The sequence below is a fragment of the Paraburkholderia pallida genome (assembly GCF_004524855.1).
Lineage (GTDB): Bacteria > Pseudomonadota > Gammaproteobacteria > Burkholderiales > Burkholderiaceae > Paraburkholderia > Paraburkholderia oxyphila.
This window is the reverse complement of record NZ_CP038150.1, coordinates 748089-767210: the sequence shown is the minus strand read 5'-3', so window position 1 is coordinate 767210 and position 19122 is coordinate 748089. Positions and strand designations below refer to the sequence as shown.

The 19122-nt window shown below is 64.5% G+C and carries 10 protein-coding genes and 1 pseudogene; 7 read left to right on the top strand and 4 right to left on the bottom strand.

Going from position 1 to position 19122, the window contains the following annotated elements; genetic code table 11:
• Positions 1–4 precede the first annotated feature (4 nt).
• Genes E1956_RS30060 through E1956_RS30045 form a run of 4 tightly spaced genes read left to right on the top strand, consistent with a single transcriptional unit; the run spans position 5 to position 8622 of the window.
• The gene (locus E1956_RS30060) at positions 5–3850 is read left to right on the top strand and encodes a DUF6519 domain-containing protein (RefSeq protein WP_134756072.1); all 3846 of its coding nucleotides are present in this window, start codon (positions 5–7) and stop codon (positions 3848–3850) included.
• Complete coding sequence (locus tag E1956_RS30055; RefSeq protein ID WP_134756070.1) at positions 3820–5751, top strand: eCIS core domain-containing protein; 1932 nt, start codon at positions 3820–3822, stop codon at positions 5749–5751. Before E1956_RS30060 ends, E1956_RS30055 begins: the two co-directional genes overlap by 31 nt.
• 37 nt (positions 5752–5788) lie before the next feature.
• Positions 5789–6781 (top strand): glycosyltransferase family 9 protein, encoded by a 993-nt coding sequence (locus E1956_RS30050; RefSeq protein ID WP_134756068.1) that lies wholly within the window; start codon positions 5789–5791, stop codon positions 6779–6781.
• Between the two features lie 11 nt (positions 6782–6792).
• Entirely contained in the window at positions 6793–8622 is a 1830-nt protein-coding gene (locus E1956_RS30045; protein WP_134756066.1) for a methyltransferase domain-containing protein, read from the top strand.
• A gap of 4 nt (positions 8623–8626) precedes the next feature.
• Here E1956_RS30045 and E1956_RS30040 read toward each other — a convergent pair whose 3' ends face one another.
• The 4 genes from E1956_RS30040 to E1956_RS30025 form a co-directional block, all read right to left on the bottom strand.
• Positions 8627–9526: a hypothetical protein gene (locus tag E1956_RS30040; RefSeq protein ID WP_134756064.1), complete on the bottom strand. Its 900-nt coding sequence runs from the start codon at positions 9524–9526 to the stop codon at positions 8627–8629.
• A gap of 828 nt (positions 9527–10354) precedes the next feature.
• A complete protein-coding gene (locus E1956_RS30035; RefSeq protein WP_134756062.1) occupies positions 10355–11557 on the bottom strand; it encodes a porin in 1203 nt (400 codons plus the stop codon).
• 149 nt (positions 11558–11706) lie between these two features.
• Positions 11707–13164 carry an amidase gene (locus tag E1956_RS30030; protein WP_134756060.1) on the bottom strand — a complete coding sequence of 486 codons (1458 nt, stop codon included), beginning with the start codon at positions 13162–13164 and terminating at the stop codon, positions 11707–11709.
• 77 nt (positions 13165–13241) lie between these two features.
• A complete protein-coding gene (locus E1956_RS30025; protein ID WP_134756058.1) occupies positions 13242–14570 on the bottom strand; it encodes an MFS transporter in 1329 nt (442 codons plus the stop codon).
• Between the two features lie 281 nt (positions 14571–14851).
• On the opposite strand from E1956_RS30025, the gene E1956_RS30020 reads away from it, so the two are divergent.
• The 3 genes and pseudogenes from E1956_RS30020 (at position 14852) to E1956_RS30010 (ending at position 19105) form a co-directional block, all read left to right on the top strand.
• The gene (locus tag E1956_RS30020) at positions 14852–15754 is read left to right on the top strand and encodes a LysR substrate-binding domain-containing protein (RefSeq protein ID WP_134756056.1); all 903 of its coding nucleotides are present in this window, start codon (positions 14852–14854) and stop codon (positions 15752–15754) included.
• A 778-nt stretch (positions 15755–16532) separates the two neighbouring features.
• Positions 16533–17475, top strand: a pseudogene (locus E1956_RS30015) (IS110 family RNA-guided transposase).
• Between the two features lie 355 nt (positions 17476–17830).
• Positions 17831–19105 (top strand): porin, encoded by a 1275-nt coding sequence (locus E1956_RS30010; RefSeq protein ID WP_232072091.1) that lies wholly within the window; start codon positions 17831–17833, stop codon positions 19103–19105.
• The last annotated feature ends 17 nt before the right edge of the window (positions 19106–19122 follow it).

Below are 19122 nucleotides of genomic sequence, written 5' to 3'. Positions count from 1 at the left end.
CGCCATGAAGGCCGACCGGAGTCGCGACACGTTCGATCCGCGCAAGCACTACCGCCGCGTCCTGCATCAGCAGGGCCGCGTCGTGCTGGACGCCGACGAGAACGAGCAGGTCTCCATCGATCTCGCCACCAGCGAGCGAACCCTGTCCGATGTGATCGGGCCCGCCGGCGTGCCGGAAACCTCGCTGGCCGCGGGCTACACCGGCGGCTTCGCGATAGGCATTGCCGCTTCGACGAGCTCGAGCAGCCTCGGGAGCTTCAGCAGTTTCAGCAGCGTGAGCAGCTTCAATAGCTTGAGCAGTTTGAGCAGCTTGCACGGCTCGAGCGGCGGCGTCTCGTCGGCGAGCGGCACGTCGTCGGCGAGCGGCCAGTCGAGCAGCAGCGCGTCCGGCTATGCGCCGCTGCCCGGCAACGACCTCACGATCGCGCACGGCCGCATCTATGTCGACGGCATCCTCGTCGTCAACGACGCGGACACGACGCTGCTCACGCAGCCGTACCTCCCGCTCGCGGGCGACGCCGGCCCCACCGGGCTCGCGGGCGCGGGCGTCTACGCCGTGTATCTCGACGTGTGGGAGCGCGTCATCACGCCCATCGACGATCCATCGATTCAGGAGATCGCGCTCGGCGGGCCGGACACCTGCCTGCGCACGCAGGTGGTCTGGCAGGTGCGGCTGGGCATGATCGACACGAGCCACTACGGCATGTCGCCCGCGTGCGCCGAGATCCCGCCGCCGTGGCCGCAGCGCGCGAATCAGGGCCTGCTGAGCGCGCAAACGGCCGCGCCGCCGACGGCCCCGGCGCCGTGCACGCTGCCGCCCGAAAGCGGCTACCGGAGCCTCGAAAACCAGCTCTATCGCGTCGAGATCGAAACGGCCGGCGGCTATGGCACGGCGACGTTCAAGTGGTCGCGCGAGAACGGCTCGGTGGTGTTCGGCGTGCTGCCGGCGCCGGGCCAGAGCGCGACGGGCACCGTGAGCGGCAAGACCCTCTACGTGAGTTCGACCGGACGCGACGCGTCGCTGGGCCTCGCGCCCGGCGACTGGGTCGAGTTGACCGACGACCGCACGGAATTCCTCTACGGCCACGGCGAGCTGCTGCAGGTCGCGACCACCAGCGACGCGCAGATGACGGTCACGCTGCAGAATGCGCCCTCGCAGCCGGTGAACCTCTCGCTGCATCCCAAGCTGCGGCGCTGGGACCAGACGCAGAACGCGGGGGCGACGGGCGTCGCGATTGCCGACGGCACGCCCATCGATCTGGAAAACGGCGTGCAGGTGCAGTTCTCGAACGGCGCATTCGCGGTGGGCGACTACTGGCTCGTGCCGGCGCGCACGGCCACGGCCCAGCAGGCGCTCGGCACCATCGAATGGCCCGCGGACGCGTCCGGCAATCCCGTGCCGCAGCCGCCGCGCGGCATCGTTCACCACTACTGCAAGCTCGGCATCGTCGCGTACGACGGCTATCTGTTCCAGCCGCCGCAGGGCGCAAGCGCCGTGGTCGACTGCCGGCTGTTCTTCCCGCCGCTTACCGGGCTCGACCTCTCGCAGTGTCCCTGCACGATCACGCTGGAGCCCAACCCGAACTGGACCGCGCAGCTCGCCGCGCTGTTCGCGAACCAGCCGGCCATCGATGCGGAAATCTGCTTCGCGGCCGGCGAGTTCGATACCTCGCAGACGGTTGTGATCGCAACGACTGGCAACGTAAAGGTGACGGGCGCGGGAGCGGGCACGAAGATCGTCGGACAGAAGCTCGAAGCGGTGCTGCGCTTCGCGAACTGCGCGAGCGTGAGCGTGCGCGACCTGCGCTGCACGGCCACGCGCGCGGACACGCCCGTCGATGCGACGACGAAGCACATTGGCGGCGCGCTCGAATTCGACGACTGCGGCGAGGTGAACGTCGAGATGGTGACGCTCGCCTGCGCGGGGGCGCTCAGCTCGGGCGCGGCGTGCCTCACGGTGCGCAACACGATCACGGCGGCCAACGCCGCGACGGGCGCGGGGACCGTGCGCGTGATGAACTCGCGCTTCACGGTCGGGCAGATGCAGTACGGGATCATGCTCGTGCACGTGCAGAAGGCGTTCGTGGAGGGCAATGAGCTGAACGGCAGTGGTACGAAGCCGCCGACGTTCCAGGTCGCGCTGCAGAATCCTTTGTATCGCAAGCTTGTGGAGCGTGTGTTGATAGGCGGTGCGGCGACTGCCGCGGTGAAGGCGGTGGCGGGTGCGCCGGGGGCTGCTGCGGCTACGCCGGCAGTCGGTGTTGCGCCTGCTGTTGCCGCTACGCCTGCGGTCGCTGCTGCGCCTGCTGCTACGGCTGGCCCGGCGGTTGCGCCTGCTGCTGCGGCGGCTGGACCTGCGGTCGAGCCTGCGCCTGCTGCGGCGGCCGTGCCTGCTGCCGCGCCTGCGCCTGCTGCTGCGGCTGTGCCTGCTGCCGCTGCCGCCGCAGCACCCGCCGCTCCGGCTGCTCCGGCTGCTCCCGTCGCGCCCGTTGCGTCGGCAGCGCACCCCCTCGCTGCAGACGTCGCAGCGCCGCACGTGTCCCTTCCGGGGCTAGCGGCGGGCGCTGCCCCTGCGGCTTCGGCCACCCCGGCCACCCCGGCCACTCCGGCCACTCCGGCCACTCCGGCCACTCCGGCCACCTCGGCCACCTCGGCCACCTCGGCCACTCCGGCCACCACGCCTGCTCCCGCTCCGGCCGCGGCGCCCCTCGCTGCGGATGTCGCCGCGCCGCATGTGTCCCTTCCGGGTCTCGCGGCGGGCGCTACCCCGGTGACGCCGGCTGCAGCCGCCGCGACGCCGGCCGCACCTTCCGCTCCCGTTACACCCGTCGCGCCAACCGTACCCGTATCGGCAACCCCGGCCGCGGCATCAATCGCCTCCAAGGTGTCGGTTCCAGTCAGCGCCGCAACAACGGCTGTGACCGGCGCAGTCGCGGCCTCTACAACGACAGCCGCCGCGTCCTCATCCTCATCCTCGTCGTCATCTTCGTCTTCGGCCTCATCCTCGTCCGCCGCCGCTCCGCCCGTGCGCACCATCGCGCGGCTGCCCAACACACAGGTGAGCGTCGGCAAGACGACGATCAGCTTCAACACGCCTGCGCAGTTGAAGAACGTCTGGCAGACCTACATCGATACCAACGCGCCCAAGGAGTTCGCGTCGAACAGCGATCTGCTCAAGTACGTCAAGGCGGCCGCCTCGACGCTGCTCACCAATACCACCGCACAAGCCCAATTCTCCGGATTCCAGAATATCTTGCGCTACTTCGAGAACACCCAGGTCTCGTCGGCGCGCGCGGGCATCGTCGTCGGCGGCCAGGCGTGCAGCGACTTGAACGTGAGCCGCAATACGATCGACGGGTTCATGCAAGGCATCGCAGTGGGCCTGAGCCACCGCGAGGCCAAGCCGACGACGCCAGCCGATACGGCCGGCGTCGTGACGATCCGCGACAACGAGATCCAGGTGCTGATCGATCCCGTGCTCGGCCACGCGGCCGCGCGCTACGCGGTCTTCGTCGGCAACGCGGCCTCGCTGCTGATCGAGAACAATCGCGCGACATATACGATCGCCGCGCAGTCGGACATCGTGGCCGACGGCATCCGCGTGTTCGGTTATGCGGGCAAGCGGCTCATCGTCCGCGAGAATCATTTGACGCGCTTTCAGACCAGCGTGCGCGTCACCGTCGTGGCCTCGCCGGCGCACTACAACACGGTCGCGGGGCCGGAGCCGCAGTCGTACCTGTTGCCGGTGCGACGCCCGACGCTGTGGCTCGTGGCCGACAACGTGCTCGAGGCGACCCAGGTTCCCATCGAGGCGCCGTCATGTTTGCTGATCGGAAACGTCCAGGCGTAAGCGAGGCACGACGCCCCGCGCATGCCGCCGGAGCCTCGCGCGGCGAGAAGCGCGACGATGCGCTCGAGGCGCAAGCCGAGCGCATCGCGGCGCACGCGATGTCCGGGCCCGGCTACGCGGGCGCGCCGGCGCAGCCCGTTTTACGTGCGGGGCCGCGCGACGGCGAATCGCAGATCTCCCACGCGGCGGATAGAGCGGATGCCACGTTCGACCCCGCGCTCGCCGGCACCGGCACGCCGCTCGCGGCCGGCGTGCGTGCGGACATGGAGCGGCGCATCGGCTTCGACTTCTCCGCCGTGCGCATCCACCACGGCGCGGCCGCCGCACGTAGCGCGCAGAGCCTGAGCGCACAGGCGTACACCTTCGGCCCGAACATCGTGTTCGGCGCGGGACAGTTCGCACCGCATACGGCGCAGGGGCGGCAGTTGCTTGCCCACGAGCTCGTTCACGTCGCCCAGCAGGCGGGCTCGCCGCGCGTGCAGCGCAAGCCGACCGACCCCGAGGAACTGGCCGAAATCAGCCAGGAGGACGCAGCCGTGGCAGCGATGGCCAAGCGCGCGCTCGCATCGGGCAAGCCCGAGTTCGGCGTGCACGAGGTGATGTGGAGAATCGTGAATAGCCGCCATCTCGACATGCACTTCGAGCTGAGCGGCAGCCACTACGACAAGTCGATCAAGGGCGTATCGGTGCAACTGGAGGGCAAGGGAACGCATACGAGCGGCACGCTCGTGGCGGGCGACGATGCGCTCAAGCAAGTCGCGCAAGGCAAGGTCGAGCAAGTCGCGGCCGAGCTGGAAAAGCAGATTGGCCTTGTGGCCACCGCGCGCGGCGGCATCGACATCGTGTTCATCATGGGCGAGGACGACAACCAATCGAACCAGTTCTATAAGGAAGCCAAAATATTCTTCAAGAAGGAGTATCCCAAGGCCACGATGTTCGACGACGTGCGCAGCTTCGAAGGGATCATCGATCACGTCAACACCGTCGGCAAGCCGGTCGCGAATCTGATTATCGTGTCGCACGCGAATGCGGACGGCACACTCCAGTTCGTGATGACCGAAGACGAGGTGAGGGAACGCATTGCGACGAAGGATCGGAGCAGACCCTTGCTGCCGTACTCGGAGCTCAAGGGCGCCAACGCCAAGGACCCTGGCGACAAGGGCGCTCTCCCGAGAGCCGGCAAGGAGCTTGTCGGCGCCTGGACCAATGTGCTGATACGCGGCTGCAATCTCGGCCGGAGCGAGGAGATGCTCGGCGAAGTGCGCAAGGCGCTGGGCGGCAACGTGCGCGTGATTGCGCCAACCCATGCCCAGCACTATGGAGGCGGCGTCGAGTCGCTCGCCGATCCGTTCTACGAAGAGCCAGGCAAGAGCAAATTGCACGACAAGGAGGCGCTCAAGCGCATCGAGGCGAAGCCCGAGTACGGCTTCGTGACCGACTGGAAGCGCATGGAGCCAGGGCTCGAGCGTGTCGACGACAAGGTCACCGAGATCATCGTCGACAACATCATTCCGGCGCCCGGGCAGGAAATGGCGTACCTGAAACAGACGCAGCCCGACATGCCGGCCAAGGACTTCAAGTTCGACAAGTCGCACGTCGAAGGCGACAAGACCGCCTTTGGATACGTGCCCATCAACAAGTCCAGGGGTACGCCATTCGAGCTGCTGGCGGACAATCCGCCGACTGAAGCCGACGCGATTGCGGAAGCGCGCAAGCGGACCCCGCGCCCGGACGCGTTCTCGTACAAGATGCGCCGCGTGCGCATCGGATTGACGCTGAGGACCGTGGTCGACGTCGAACGCACCGAATGGCGGCTGCATCACAAGGACATCCGCAAGCGCGGCCAGCCGTTCAATCCGAGCCCCGGCAGGAAGCCGTGGTACGGCGACACCGACAACTGACGTGCGCGCTGCGCCACGGCGACGAACGGGGCCTCTCATGCGAAAACTCATCCTGCGCAACTTCCAGTCGCCGGGCGACATCGTGATGCTGACGGCCGCCGTGCGCGATCTGCACGCCACTTATTCGGGCGAATTCGTCACCGACGTGCGTACGCCATGCCCCGCGCTCTGGGAGCACAACCCGCACATCACGCCGCTTGGCGAGCAGGAGCGCGATGTCGAGGTGCTCGACTGCCACTATCCGCTGATCCACCAGAGCAACCACGCGCCGTATCACTTTCTGCATGGCTTCATCGACTACCTCAACGCGAGGCTTGGCCTTGCGATCCGCCCGACGTGCTTTTGCGGCGACATTCACCTGGCGCCGCGCGAAAAGCAGTGGATCTCGCAGGTGGAGGAAATCGTGCATTGGCCCATGCCGTTCTGGATCGTCGTGGCGGGCGGCAAGCGCGACTTCACGATCAAGTGGTGGGCGCACGAGCGCTATCAGGCGGTGGTCGATCACTTCGCCGGCAAGATCGCGTTCGTCCAGGTGGGCGAGGGCGGCCACGAGCATCCGTTGCTGCGCAATGTGATCGACTTGCGCGGCAAGACGGATTTGCGCCAACTGGTGCGACTCGTGCATCACGCCCAGGGCGTGCTCTGTCCCGTCACGCTGCTGATGCATCTCGCGGCGGCCGTGGAGGTGCGGCCGGGCATGCCGAAGCACCGGCCGTGCGTGGTCGTCGCGGGCGGGCGCGAGCCGCCGCACTGGGAGGCGTATCCGCATCACCAGTTCCTGCATCGCGCTGGCGCCCTGCGATGCTGCGACGACGGCGGCTGCTGGAAGTCGCGCGTGCACGCGCTTGGCGATGGCTCGCCGCAAGACCGTGTCGAGAATTTGTGCGTCGCCACCGTGGGCGCGCTGCCGCGCTGCATGGACATGATCAGCACCGACGACGTGATCCGCGCGATCGAGCTGTATTTCGTCGGCGGAGCGATCGAGGCGTTGCCGCAGCGCGCAGAAGCGGCATATGCCTGGCAATCCTGAGGAGTGATGTGATGGCCCCTGCAAACGAGCGCGAGCTTTCCGTGGCGATCTACCTGTGCGGTGGATTGGGCGATGTGATCGTGTCCGGCCGGTTCGTGCAGCAACTCTTCATTGCGGCGGGGTATCCGCGCATCGACGTGTATTACCACACGCCGGACGTGGCGCGTTTCGTCTTCAATGCAGCGCGCTTCGTGAAGGGCGTCTACGCCGATTCCGCGCTGCGCGACGCGCGCCACGCCTACCACGCGGTGATCTTCGTCGCGCAGTTCGTGCGCTATGAAATCCTGAAGCGCGACGAGGTCGAACGCCTGAGCCCCGCACTGCTGAAAATCGCCGACGAAGCGGACAAGCGCCTCGTGCAATACCGTGGCTTGTTCGACCGCCACCCGCTACTCGATGGCCTCTGGGGACGCTTGTCCGCGCAGGCCGGGCGCAATGTCGTCGCCAACCTCGGCTTTCTCGGCAATTTGCCGATCGACGCGTCCACGGCCACGTTCCTCGCGCCCGACCCCAACCGCATCGCGCTCGCCGACAAGTTGCTGGCGGTTGCGGACACCCCCTATGTGACCTTGCACGACGGCTTCGACAACATGCAAGGCACGGCGCCCGGCAAGGCCACCAAATGCTGGCCGCTCGAACACTGGACGCGTCTCGTCGGCTGCCTGCGGGCGAGCATGCCGGACCTGCGTCTCGTTCAGGTGGGCGGCAACAAGAGCCGGCATATACCGGGGACCGACGTCGATCTCGTGCAGCGCACCGATCTGCACGAAGTGGCGTGGGTCATCAAGCATGCGCTACTGCACATCGACACCGATTCGGGCCTCGTGCATATGGCGAGCGCGCTGCACACGCAGTCCGTCGCGCTGTTCGGGCCGACGCTCGGGTCCTATTTCGGCTATCCGGGCAACATCAACTTGTCGGCGGGATCGTGCGGCGGCTGCTGGTGGTCGACACCCGAATGGCTCGCGCAATGCCCGCGCGGCCTCGCGCAACCGGCCTGCATGGCGGCGGTGGCGCCGGAGTACGTGGAGCGCCGCGCGTTGCCCGCGCTCACGGCGCGCCGGGCCGAGCGGCCGCGCTACACGCTCGTCGACGCGCGGCTCTACGACAGCGCGCTGCGCATGCAGCGCGCCGCGGTGCTCGACCGGCTCTTCACGCAGCTCGACATCGCGCCGGTGCCGATCACCGCGCACGCGCGGCGCGAGGACGTCGGCCTCTACATTCACGCGTCCAAGCAGTGGGAGTATCTCTACGTCGAGCGGCGCATCGAGGAGCGCTTCGGCGCGAACCGCTGTGATCTCGCGATCGCCGACATCGGCGGCGGGCGCGGCGCGCTCTCGCCGTATCTCGCGGCGCGCGGGCATCGCGTCCATCTTTACGATATCGACTACCTGTGGGACGCCGGCGGCGACGAGCGCGTCGAGCGGCGGTTTCTCGCTTGGGCGGCGCGCGAGCGGATTGGCGCGCAATTCGCGTCGCTCTACAACCTGCCCGCCGACGACGCGAGCTTCGACGTGGTGCTGAGCGTTTCGGTGGTCGAGCACATCGTCTACAAGCAATACGCGCTGAGGGAGGCGCTGCGCGTGCTCAAGCCGGGTGGCCTCCTGATCCTCACCTTCGACTACGCGGCCGGACCGGGCCGCTTCGAGGACGGCATGCGCCGCGAGATCTTCGACGCGAAGCGCCTGAACGATGCGCTGGCCGCGCTGAGACTGAGCGGTGCGGGCTTTGGCGAGGCTGCGCTCGAGCGCAGCCTCAGGGATATCCGCCGCGACGGCGTGCTCGGCATTCCGGATGGTATGACGGTTGGAGGGATCGCCATCGTCAAGGAGGCGGTGTAGCCCGCTATTGCGGCGTTTGCTGGCGCTGGTACTCGTTCTTCTTCATCTGCAGATATTCCGAGCGGTCCAGCTCATGCAATTGCCGTGGGTACTGCTCCGTAGCATCGAACCAGGTCGCAAAGCGTTGATCGACGCGTTTGTCGGCGGGCACGGCGAGCGAGCCCAGATAGGCGTCGATGGCGAGGTAGTAGCGCATGGTATTGCGCTCGACGAGGCCGCGCACACCGCCGATGTAATCGCCGTCTGGCGCCTTCGTAAAGCCCACTTTCGCGCTGCCGATGGTTGCGAGATAGGTTTTCATCGCCAGGCGTCCAGCCATGCCGAATCCATACGAGTACGTCAGGTGCAGAAAGGTGCGCCCTTTACCGATATCGACGGCTTCGAGCATGATGCGATAGTCCTTTGTGCTGAGCGGACCTTTTGCGGCGCTCAGGTCGACCTGGAAGTAGGTTGGAGTGGTGGCTACGGAGCGGTAGTTGAATTGCACGCGGAATGTGTCGGGCAGTTCCTGTTCGGTTTTCTTGCCGACGTTCATGCTGATGATTGCGCCGTTGCTCCCTGTTATGGCGCGGCAGTACTTCGTGTTCAGATGCAGGATCAGCACTTCGCACCAGTTTGCGGGGCCTTGTTTGGGGTCGTTGAATGCGGTGTTGACTGTTGCGAAGGGGTAGTTGACGACGGCGTAGATGTCGCCTTTTAGGGTGTTGTCTGATTCTTCTGAATCAAGGTGGATTGGGCGCTGGAATACGTTTGAATTGAGTTCGGGGGTTAGTGTGTCGTACTTGTCCTTGAGCGCGGCCGCATTGTCGTCGGGCCATGCTGGTGCGGTGAGCGTGAGGGCTGCCAGCGCGAGCGCTATGAGTGAGAGCCATTTCGTGAGACTCGTGGTGCGTTGTGCGCTCATGAGGGTACGCTCCCCGGTGGGGTGGGATCTTAGGCGCTAATATAGCAGGGTCGCCTGCGGGCTCGCACTTCGGTGCGTTGGTGCGCTTGCGCGTTTGCGCGTTTGCGCTTTCGCGCGTTGGCCTTAACTTGTTTTCGCGGCGGGCCGCAGGCGTTGCCCCTGTGCGGGGCGGCACCTACTTTTCTTTGCCGCGGCAAAGAAAAGTAGGCAAAAGAAAGCCGCTCAAACCGCCAGTGTGACGCAGTTCACCACTGCCCTTTTTATCGGAGCGGCTCCGGAGCATCTGTCACCACGGGGCGTATAGCGGAGTGACTAAGGGCTCATCCATCCGGCGGCGCTGCGCGCGCCGTGGGGCATAACAAAAACCATTCAGATATACACGTATCCGTGGAACTCCGCGTATTTATATGAAAGAACTCTCGCATATCAGTAGGACTCCAGCATATTCGTCCAGAACCAATTCTGCGCAATCGCCAATTTGCCCGGCAGAACTTCGCGCATTCGCCTGGGATACCTCCGGTTTTCCTTGCAGACCCTTCCGCTCGCGCGTAGCGCGTGGCGGGAAGAATGAGTCCCTTGTCACTAAGGCGGAGTGTGCGGGGAGACGGATGCCCCGGAGCCGCTCCGATGTACAGGGCAGTGGTGGACGGCGTCACACTGGCGGTGTGAGCCGCTTTCTTTTGCCTACTTTTCTTTGCGGCTGCAAAGAAAAGTAGGTGCCGCCCCGCACAGGGGCAACGCTTGCGGCCCGCCGCGAAACCAAGTTAAGGCCAACCTGCAAGGAACTGCAAAAAAAAAATCCACCCCACACCTTAAAAAAACACCAAATCAAAACTTATGCCTGATCCCAACACGAACAACAGCCTGCTTATCATCAGCGGAAGCCGAAGGCCCATTAATTGCGGCCACAGCATCATGCCCAGTCGAATCGATCCCTGAAGCCTTCTGATAGACCCCAATCAGATACACATCAGTCCGCTTCGAAAGAAGATAATCGACCCCCATAGCGAACTGGTTATACGAAGCGCCGCCTTGCCCGCCCACGGAACCACCGCGGGTATAGTCATACGCCGCCCCCCACAGCAACGCCGGCGTAAACTGATACCGGAAGTTAACCTCAACATTATTGAAAACCGCAGTCCCGCTCAACCCACGCGGATTCGGCCCTGACGAAAGGTCCCCCAAATCCCGAAACCGCGTATTCGAATAAACGACCCCCACTGTCGCCGAACTAATCGTATAAGCCGCCGCCGCATCGATCACCGCCATCGACTTCGCGGAAGCATACCCAGAATAAACCGGCGAAACCATATTGCTGCCGGGCACGCCATTAACGACCGCCGCGGGACTCCCGCCGCTACCGAAGAACGAGGTATTCGGGTTCTCGACATCCAGATACCCAGCCCCGAGCGCAAGCGAGCCGTTCGCATATCCGCCCGTCACCGACCAGATCCGGTTGCGCGCGAAGTCGCCCGCGACACCGCCGGGACTGAACATGCCCTCAACGGTGAAGCCCGCATACGTGTTGCTCGTGAACTTGATGGCGTTATTGGTCGAGTTGGTGTTGTTGATGTTATCGAGGTCGCCCGGATGCGCGGCCATATAGCCGCCCCATTGGCCACCGGCTTCCATCGTGCCGATAATGTCGACATTGGTGTCGTACTGCCGGCCGAGCGTAATTATCCCGTACGGCGATGCAATGCCCACATAAGCCTTCTTGCCGAACAGCAAGCCCCCCTGGCCCAGCTTGCCGGTGCTCGCGTCAAAGCCGTTCTCGAGCACGAAGATCGTCTTGAAGCCGCCGCCCAGGTCCTCGGAGCCGCGCAGCCCCCAGCGGCTTTGCTGCATCACGCCGCTCAAGAGACGCACGGCGCTGTGCCCGGATACGCCGCCGCCAGGATTGGCCGTGGCCGCGTTGCTGAAGTAGCTGATGCCCTCGTCGATGATGCCGTACAGCGTGACAGAGCTTTGTGCATGCACGCAGGCGGGCGCGGCCATGGCGGCACAAACTGCAAGTAGCGTTTTTTTCATGTGGTCTGACGCTCAGGTTGGAGTTGCGAGAAGCGAGGGCGCACCGCACAGCGCGGGCGCTCAAGGGGCCAGGCGGCCGTGTGACGGCCGCCGGCGATAAACCGGGTAGAGGCCGATGTCGTCTGAAAGCGCGACACCGGGCGCCAGGCTCAGGCGTCTATCACGCTCGGGCGCGAATGGCGATGCGCCGCCGCCTGCTCATAGGCATGGCCGAGTTGCAGCACGCCCCAGTCGTCGCGATAGCGCCCGGCGATCTGCATGCCAATGGGCAGCCCCGTGGCGCTGAATCCGCAGGGCACAGCAAGCACCGGCGATTCGGTCGAGGAGAGGTACCAGCAAATGCGCATCCAGTCGATATAGGACGTGTGGGCTTGCCCCATGAACGATTCGGGCCAGCGCAGACTCGCGTCGAATGGCAGCATTTGCGTGGCGGGCAGCACGTAGAACGGGTGCTGGTTCATGAACTCGCGCATGCGCTGGAATAGCGCGGTCTTGCGCACGAACATCTGGCCAAGGTCGGCGGCGCTCAGCGAGCGGTGCAGCCGGCATTCGTCCTCGATCTCGGGCTTGAGCATCGCCTGGCTCCGGGCGTCGAGCTGCTGCACGAGTGTGCCGATCATCCAGGCGCGCTCGATTCGGAATACGTCTTCGGCGTCGGTGAGATCGGGGTCGGCAAACACGACCTCGCAGCCGAGCGACTCGAAAACGCTTGCCTGGGCGCGGACGGTGCGCTCGATCTCCGGGTCCACGCGCACGCCCGCAAGACCCGCGGAAAACGCCACGCGCACGCCGCGGAAATCGCGTTGCAAGGGGCGGGCGAACAGCGCGCCCGGCTCGCCGAGCTCGGTGGCCGTTTCGCCGCTCGGCCCGGCAATCGCGCTCAGCAGCAATGCCGTGTCCTCGACATTGCGCGCCATCGGGCCATCGACGCCGAGCGTGGTCCAGGCGTTGAGGTCCGGCGCGCGCGGCACGCGTCCCGGCGACGGGCGCAGGCCTACGACACCATTCCACGCCGCGGGATTGCGCAGCGACCCGCCCATGTCGCTGCCGCAGGCGAGCGGACTCATGCCGCTCGCCACGGACGCGGCCGCGCCGCCGCTGCTGCCACCCGCGGACTTGCTCAGGTCCCATGGGTTGCGCGTCGTGCCGAATACCTCGTTGAACGTATGCGAGCCCGCGCCGAATTCGGGCGTATTCGATTTGCCGATCATCAGCGCGCCCGCCGCGTCGCAGCGCCGGACGATCAGCGCGTCGTGCTCGGGCACGTGGTGCTCGAACGCTTTCGAGCCGAACGTCGTGCGCACGCCGCGTGTGGCCGTCAGGTCCTTCTGCGATACGGGCAGCCCGTGCAGCGGGCCTTGCCATTCGCCTTGCGCCCAGCGCGCATCGATAGTGCGTGCACGCTCGCGCAGGCGCGCGGCGTCCGGAATCGTCACGAGTGCGTTGACGTGTGGATTGACGGTCTCGATGCGCGCGAGGTGGGCGTCGAGTATCTCGGTGGCACTGACTTCGCGCTTGCGCTGCAGGTCCAGCAGCGTCATCGCAGAAGCTTCGCATAACGAATCAGATGAAACCGGCGGGGAGGAAGTCGGCAGTGGGTCGTACATGGTGGAAAGTTCGAATCGAAGGTTTTACGGGAGCGAACGCAAACGAATCAGCGAGCGCAATTGAATCGCTGAGGAAACTAGATTTCCTCGCGGGTGCGATCGACGATGAAAGCGAGCGGGACCAGCGAGATCACCCCGCACACGATCACGTACCACGCGGGTGCGTTCGGGTTGCCGGTTGCGCCAATCAGCCAGGTCACGATGAATTGCGCGAAGCCGCCAAAGATCGACACGCCTGCTGCATACGAAAGCGAGAGCCCCGTGGCGCGCGTGCTGCGCGGGAACAGCTCGGGGAGCAGTGGGCCCGTGGCGCCCGCGTTGATCGAGTGCAGCGCTGCGAGTGCGCAAACCACGAGATAGAGCGTGGCCACCGAGCCCGCGTGACTGATCGCGAGGAAACCCGGCAGGATCAGCAGCGTCAACGCGGCGCGCGAGTAGCCGGTCACGCGCTTGCGGCCGAAGCGGTCCGACATGAGGCCGCCGATGGGCGACACGACCAGCATCACGGCGCCCGAGAGAATGCCGCACCACATGGCGGTGTCCATCGGCAGATGCAGGATCTTGATCGCATAGGTGGACATGTAATAGAGCACGATAAAGTGCGCGGAGGTCCCGCCGATCACGAGCATGAGCGCGAAGAGCAACTGCATCGCGTCGCGCGTGAGCACGGTGCGCAGCACGCCGTGCTGCTTGCGGGCCGCATGCCCGCCGTGCACGTGTTCGTTGGTGCCGGACTCCTCGTGGCCGATGCGCGCGCGCAGATAGAGGCCGAGCGGCGCGATCAGCACGCCCGCGAGAAACGGCAGGCGCCAGCCCCAGCTTTCGAGCGAGGCCGTGTCGAGAAAGTGCGAAAGCAGGAAGCCGACGAACGAGCCGGCCAGTGCCGCGGCGCCCTGGCTCGCGAATTGCCAGCTCGTGATGAAGCCGCGCCGGCTCGCGCTCGCGCGCTCCGCGAGCAGCGTCGTGGCGACGCCTACTTCGCCGCCCGCGGAAAAGCCCTGCAGCAGCCGGGCGACCAGAACGAGGATGGGCGCGGCGATGCCGATGCTCGCATAGGTGGGCGTAAGGCCGATCAGTGCGGTGCCGAGCGCCATCGTGAGCAGCGTCAGATTCATCGCGACCACACGGCCGAAGCGGTCCGCGAGCAGGCCGAACATCACGCCGCCCAATGGCCGCGCGACAAAGCCCACGCCGAACGTGCCAACCGAGAGCAGCAATTGCTGCTGCGCCGAGGCGAGCGGGAAGAACAGCTTGCCTAGCAGCACGGCAAAGAAGCTATAGACCGTGAGATCGAAGAATTCGAAAGCGTTGCCGATCGTGGTGGCGACGATCAGGCCGCGCGTCGAGATGGCTTGTGGCGCGGCAAGCGTGCCGGGTGCTGCGGTGCTGATTGACGTTGACTTCATGAACGGCATCCCTGTCTTGAGTGAAACGTTCTTTCGGACGGCACGGCATTGCTGATGTCGCTGATGTCGCGAGAATGGCGCAGGCGCGCTTCACGACAGGAAGAGTCTAGGGAGACAAAATAAAGCCACCGAGTTGCTTTTTCTTATTGTGATAACACGGGGTTATCGCAGGGCATCGCCGGCGCGCGCCGCTACGGGCTAAGCCTCATGGCCATACGGGTTCACCCGATGTAGCATCGCCTGGCATCTGCCACTCACCAGACCAACGCGGGGGCCTGCCCTTGAAACACAACCAGCTGCGCGCACTCGTTGCGATTGCCGAACACGGCAGCCTGCGGGCTGCCGCCAGGACGCTGTGCCTGTCGCAACCGGCGCTCACGAAGGCGATACGGGAGTTCGAGCAGGATCTCGGTGTGCCGCTCGTCGCGCGCAATGCGCGGGGCGCGCAACTCACGCCATTCGGCCGGGCCATCTACGCGCGTGCGAAGCTGATCCTCGCGGAGATGCAGCATGCGCGCGAGGATGTCTACCGCTTGTCGGGCATGGAGGGCGGGGTGGTGTCGTGCGCGGTCACGCCGCTGATGTCGCTGAAGTACCTCCCGCGCGCGATCCGCACCTTCAGGCAGCGCATGTCGACGACGCGTCTTTCCGTGCAGGAGGGGTTCCTGACCCAGGCCATGGCGGGCGTGCGCGATGGGACGCTGGACTTCGCCATCGCGATTGTCGACGAAGAAAAGATCACCGGCGAATTTCAGTTCCGGCCGCTCCTCGAGGCGGAGCTGATCATCTCGGCGCGCAAGGGGCATCCGCTCGCGCAGGCGCGGTCTATCTTCGATCTGGGCAGTGCCGAGTGGATGCTCAATACCACGCCGGAGAGCCTCGGGCGGGTGTTGCAGGACTATTTCGTGAGCGTGGGGGCGGCGGCGCCGCGTGTGGCGGTCGAATGCAGTTCCTTTAGTGCGAGCTTTTCGCTGTCGTTTAATAGCGATCTGTTGTCGTGTTGTCCGAAGAGCTTTCTCGAAGCTGCATGGTTCAACGATCGGGTTATCGCGTTGCCAGTGGAGGAGCGCTTGCCGCGTGTTGCGGTTGGTATTATCTCGCGGCGAGATGCGCTTAATACCGCGGCGTGCGATTATTTGATCGATTGTTTTGATGAGGCTGTTGCGTCGGTGCCGCCTTTCTAGAAACTGGCGGGAGAGTCGCTGGGCGCGGTGGGTTTCAGGCGCTTGTTTGGTGCTTTCAATTTGTGATTGAGGGAATTGGTTGGGGGGATTTTTTTGGGGTGTTGGCCTTAACTTGTATTCGCGGCGGGCCGCAGGCGTTGCCCCTGTGCGGGGCGGCACCTACTTTTCTTTGCAGCCGCAAAGAAAAGTAGGCAAAAGAAAGCGGCTCACACCGCTAGTGTGACGCAGTCCCCCACTGCCCTTATTATCGGAGCGGCTCCGGGGCATCCGTCGCCTCGCACACTCCGCGTTAGTGACAAGGGACTCATTCTTCCCGCCGCGCGCTACGCGCGGGCGGAAGGGTATGCAAGGAAAACCGGGCGTGCTACCCGGCGAATGCGCGGGAATGCTGCAGAGCAAATACACTGGAGTCCTACTAAAACGCGGCCGTCCAACCGGTTTGGGTTATGCCCCACGGCGCGCGCAGCGCCGCCGGATGGATGAGCCCTTAGTCACTCCGATTTGGGGCGAGTGGTGACAGACGCTCCGGAGCCGCTCCGATATAAGTCGAGTGGTGAACTGCGTCACACTGGCGGTGTGAGCGGCTTTCTTTTGCCTACTTGTATATTCCCTTCTGTGACGTCGACCTGATCAGTTGCCGTCACAGGGACAGTCAGCTCGTCTGCCTACCGTGCCTCGAGCACGCAGAAAAGCTTGAGCGACTGTCCTTTTCATCCTCCTAGCCCGAACAGTTGACTGAGCCCCGAGCTCGTATTTTTCTGCAAGTATGGGTACCGTGATGAACCACTCTCATTCCGTTTATATCGGCATCGACGTCAGCGGCACCGCGCTCGATGTTGCCATTCATGACACCACCGAACATTTTCGTGTCGACAATGAGCCCCGCGCCATTGAACAGCTGGTGCAACGCCTGATCGCGTTGAACCCCACGCTGATCGTCCTGGAAGCCACCGGCAAGCTTGAACTCGCCCTGCTCAGGGCCCTGTGCGAAGCCGGCCTGCCCGCTGTCGCGGTCAATCCCCGGCAGGTTCGCGACTTCGCCCGCGCAACCGGCACGCGCGCTAAAACCGATCGCATCGATGCCTTCGCCATCGCTCATTTCGCCGCGGTCCTCAAGCCCGACGTGCGCCCGCTCAACGATCTGCAGACGGAGCAGTTACAGGCCCTGCTGCTGCGCCGCGCCCAGCTCATCGAGATGCTTGTGGCCGAAAGCTCGTCTTGAACGCGCCCATGCTGCTGCGCGGGACAGTCTGAACGAGCACATCAAATGGCTCAAGCTGCAGATCAAGATCGCCGACAATGACATCGATTCATTCCTGCGCTCCTCGCCCGCGTGGCGCCAGAAGGAAGACCTGCTACGCTCTGTGCCCGGCATCGGTCCCGGCGCCGCCGCGACGCTGATCGCCTTCATGCCCCAGCTCGGGTCCCTGAACCGCCGCGAGATCGCTGCGCTCACCGGCGTCGCCCCCTTCAATAGCGACAGCGGCAAGCACATCGGCAAGCGCCGTATCCAGGGCGGGCGCGCTGTCGTGCGGCGCGCCCTCTATATGGCCTGCGTGCCCGCGCTGCGTTTTAACCCTACCATCCGGGCGTTCTATGACCGGCTACGCAAGGCTGGCAAACCGTTCAAGGTAGCTATCACGGCCTGCATCCGCAAGCTCGTCGTCACGCTTAATGCAATGGTTCGTAACGCCACGCACTGGAGTCCGCCGCTCAACTGAGTTTCATCACGCATTGCCCCGTTGGCGGGCAGTCCGGGCGCGATCATCAATCGTGCGGTATGCGCTCGCCTATGCATTGCTGATAGACGTGTCGGCAATCCAGCCTCTGCCAGCCAGCAACCGCTTGACTCCCAATACGGTTGCTTTTCTTTGCCGCGGCAAAGAAAAGTAGGTGCCGCCCCGCACAGGGGCAACACTAATATACCGACACGAATCGGCGTTTTCGATCAAGCGCAGCTAGATCTGCCGAGCGACGGTATAACAGGCGCACCACATCGACAAGCAGGCCCGCAAGCAGGCCGGAGGAAAGCTTAACCATTCACTCAACTACGAGGCCGTTTTTCTCAATGGACCTGTGGCGGCACGCTGGCAAAATTTCAGTGCATTACAAATGAAACGAGACAACGTGATCCAGCATCGGGGCGGCGAGCTGTTGCGGCTCGCGATCAGGGTGGATCGCGATCACAATCAGGAGACAGGTACGGCTATGTACTACAGAAGCGCAATATGCGCCTGCGCTGCACTGATCAGCATTGCACCGGTTTGTGCCCACGCAGAAGACGAGGCCGCCGCCGCTGAGATTCAGGGCGGCGGCAGCGCGGTCACGCTGTACGGCTTGATCGATCAAGGGGTGCAGTTTCTCAACAACGCAGCGACGGGTAAGACCACCTCCAACGTTTTTCAGGTGGGCTCCGGCACGGCGACTTCCTACTTCGGTATTCGCGGCACCGAGGATCTGGGCGGGGGGATCCGAACCATATTCGACCTGCAAGGCGGTTTTTCACCGAATGCGGGCACCTCGAGCCAGGGTGGGCGTTTGTTTGGACGGCAAGCCTACGTGGGGCTCGACGGAAAATACGGCCGCCTCACGCTCGGCCGCCAGTACACCATGCGGTTCTATGCGACTTCGCCAATCAATCCGTTCGGTACCGGCGCACAAGGCATTACCACGCTGGACAACGGCATCGCCAATGCGCGCGCGGATAACTCGATCAGCTATCGATATGAGTTTGCCGGGCTCACCGCCGGCGTGAACTGGAGCTTTGGCCGTGACGCCGTGAACGGGGACCCGGCGAACAATGCCGCCAGCAATTGCCCTGGCGAGACCACTCCGTCTACGGAATGCAGGGAATATTCGGCAATGCTCAAGTACGAAACGCATTACTGGGGCTTGACCAGCGCCTATGAACGCAACTATGGCGGCACCTCGGCGACATACGGAGGTCTCACTTCGCCGAAGCTCCACGATAGCCGCCTCATCCTCGGCGGCTACGTGAACGTAAAAGGTGCCCGCTTTGGCCTCGGCTGGATCCGGCGCGACGATCAAGGCATTGCCACGCCGAAGAGCAACCTGATCTGGGTATCGGGCACCGTGCCCGTGACCCCGTTCCTCTACGTCGACGGCATGGTGGCCGATCTCAAGTACGACAGCTCGCCCAACAAGGCACTGGTGTTCGTTCTCCGTGGCCAATACTTCTTGTCCAAGCGCACGTCGCTTTACATAACCGGCGAGCATATCAAGAACGGCGGCAAGCTCGCGCTTTCGGCGAGCACGATGTCGCCCGTCGCCGACCCACCGCCCGGCGGTGCGCAACTCTCGGTCATTGCGGGCATCAGGCATCTGTTCTAAATTCCGCGCGGGGCTTG

Excerpts from the sequence above, each read along its gene's own strand:
- E1956_RS30055 (WP_134756070.1), top strand. The coding sequence starts at position 3,820 with ATGTTTGCTGATCGGAAACGTCCAGGCGTAAGCGAGGCACGACGCCCC.
- E1956_RS30050 (WP_134756068.1), top strand. The coding sequence starts at position 5,789 with ATGCGAAAACTCATCCTGCGCAACTTCCAGTCGCCGGGCGACATCGTG.
- E1956_RS30025 (WP_134756058.1), bottom strand. The coding sequence starts at position 14,570 with ATGAAGTCAACGTCAATCAGCACCGCAGCACCCGGCACGCTTGCCGCG.
- E1956_RS30035 (WP_134756062.1), bottom strand. The coding sequence starts at position 11,557 with ATGAAAAAAACGCTACTTGCAGTTTGTGCCGCCATGGCCGCGCCCGCC.
- E1956_RS30045 (WP_134756066.1), top strand. The coding sequence starts at position 6,793 with ATGGCCCCTGCAAACGAGCGCGAGCTTTCCGTGGCGATCTACCTGTGC.
- E1956_RS30030 (WP_134756060.1), bottom strand. The coding sequence starts at position 13,164 with ATGTACGACCCACTGCCGACTTCCTCCCCGCCGGTTTCATCTGATTCG.
- E1956_RS30040 (WP_134756064.1), bottom strand. The coding sequence starts at position 9,526 with ATGAGCGCACAACGCACCACGAGTCTCACGAAATGGCTCTCACTCATA.
- E1956_RS30060 (WP_134756072.1), top strand. The coding sequence starts at position 5 with ATGAAGGCCGACCGGAGTCGCGACACGTTCGATCCGCGCAAGCACTAC.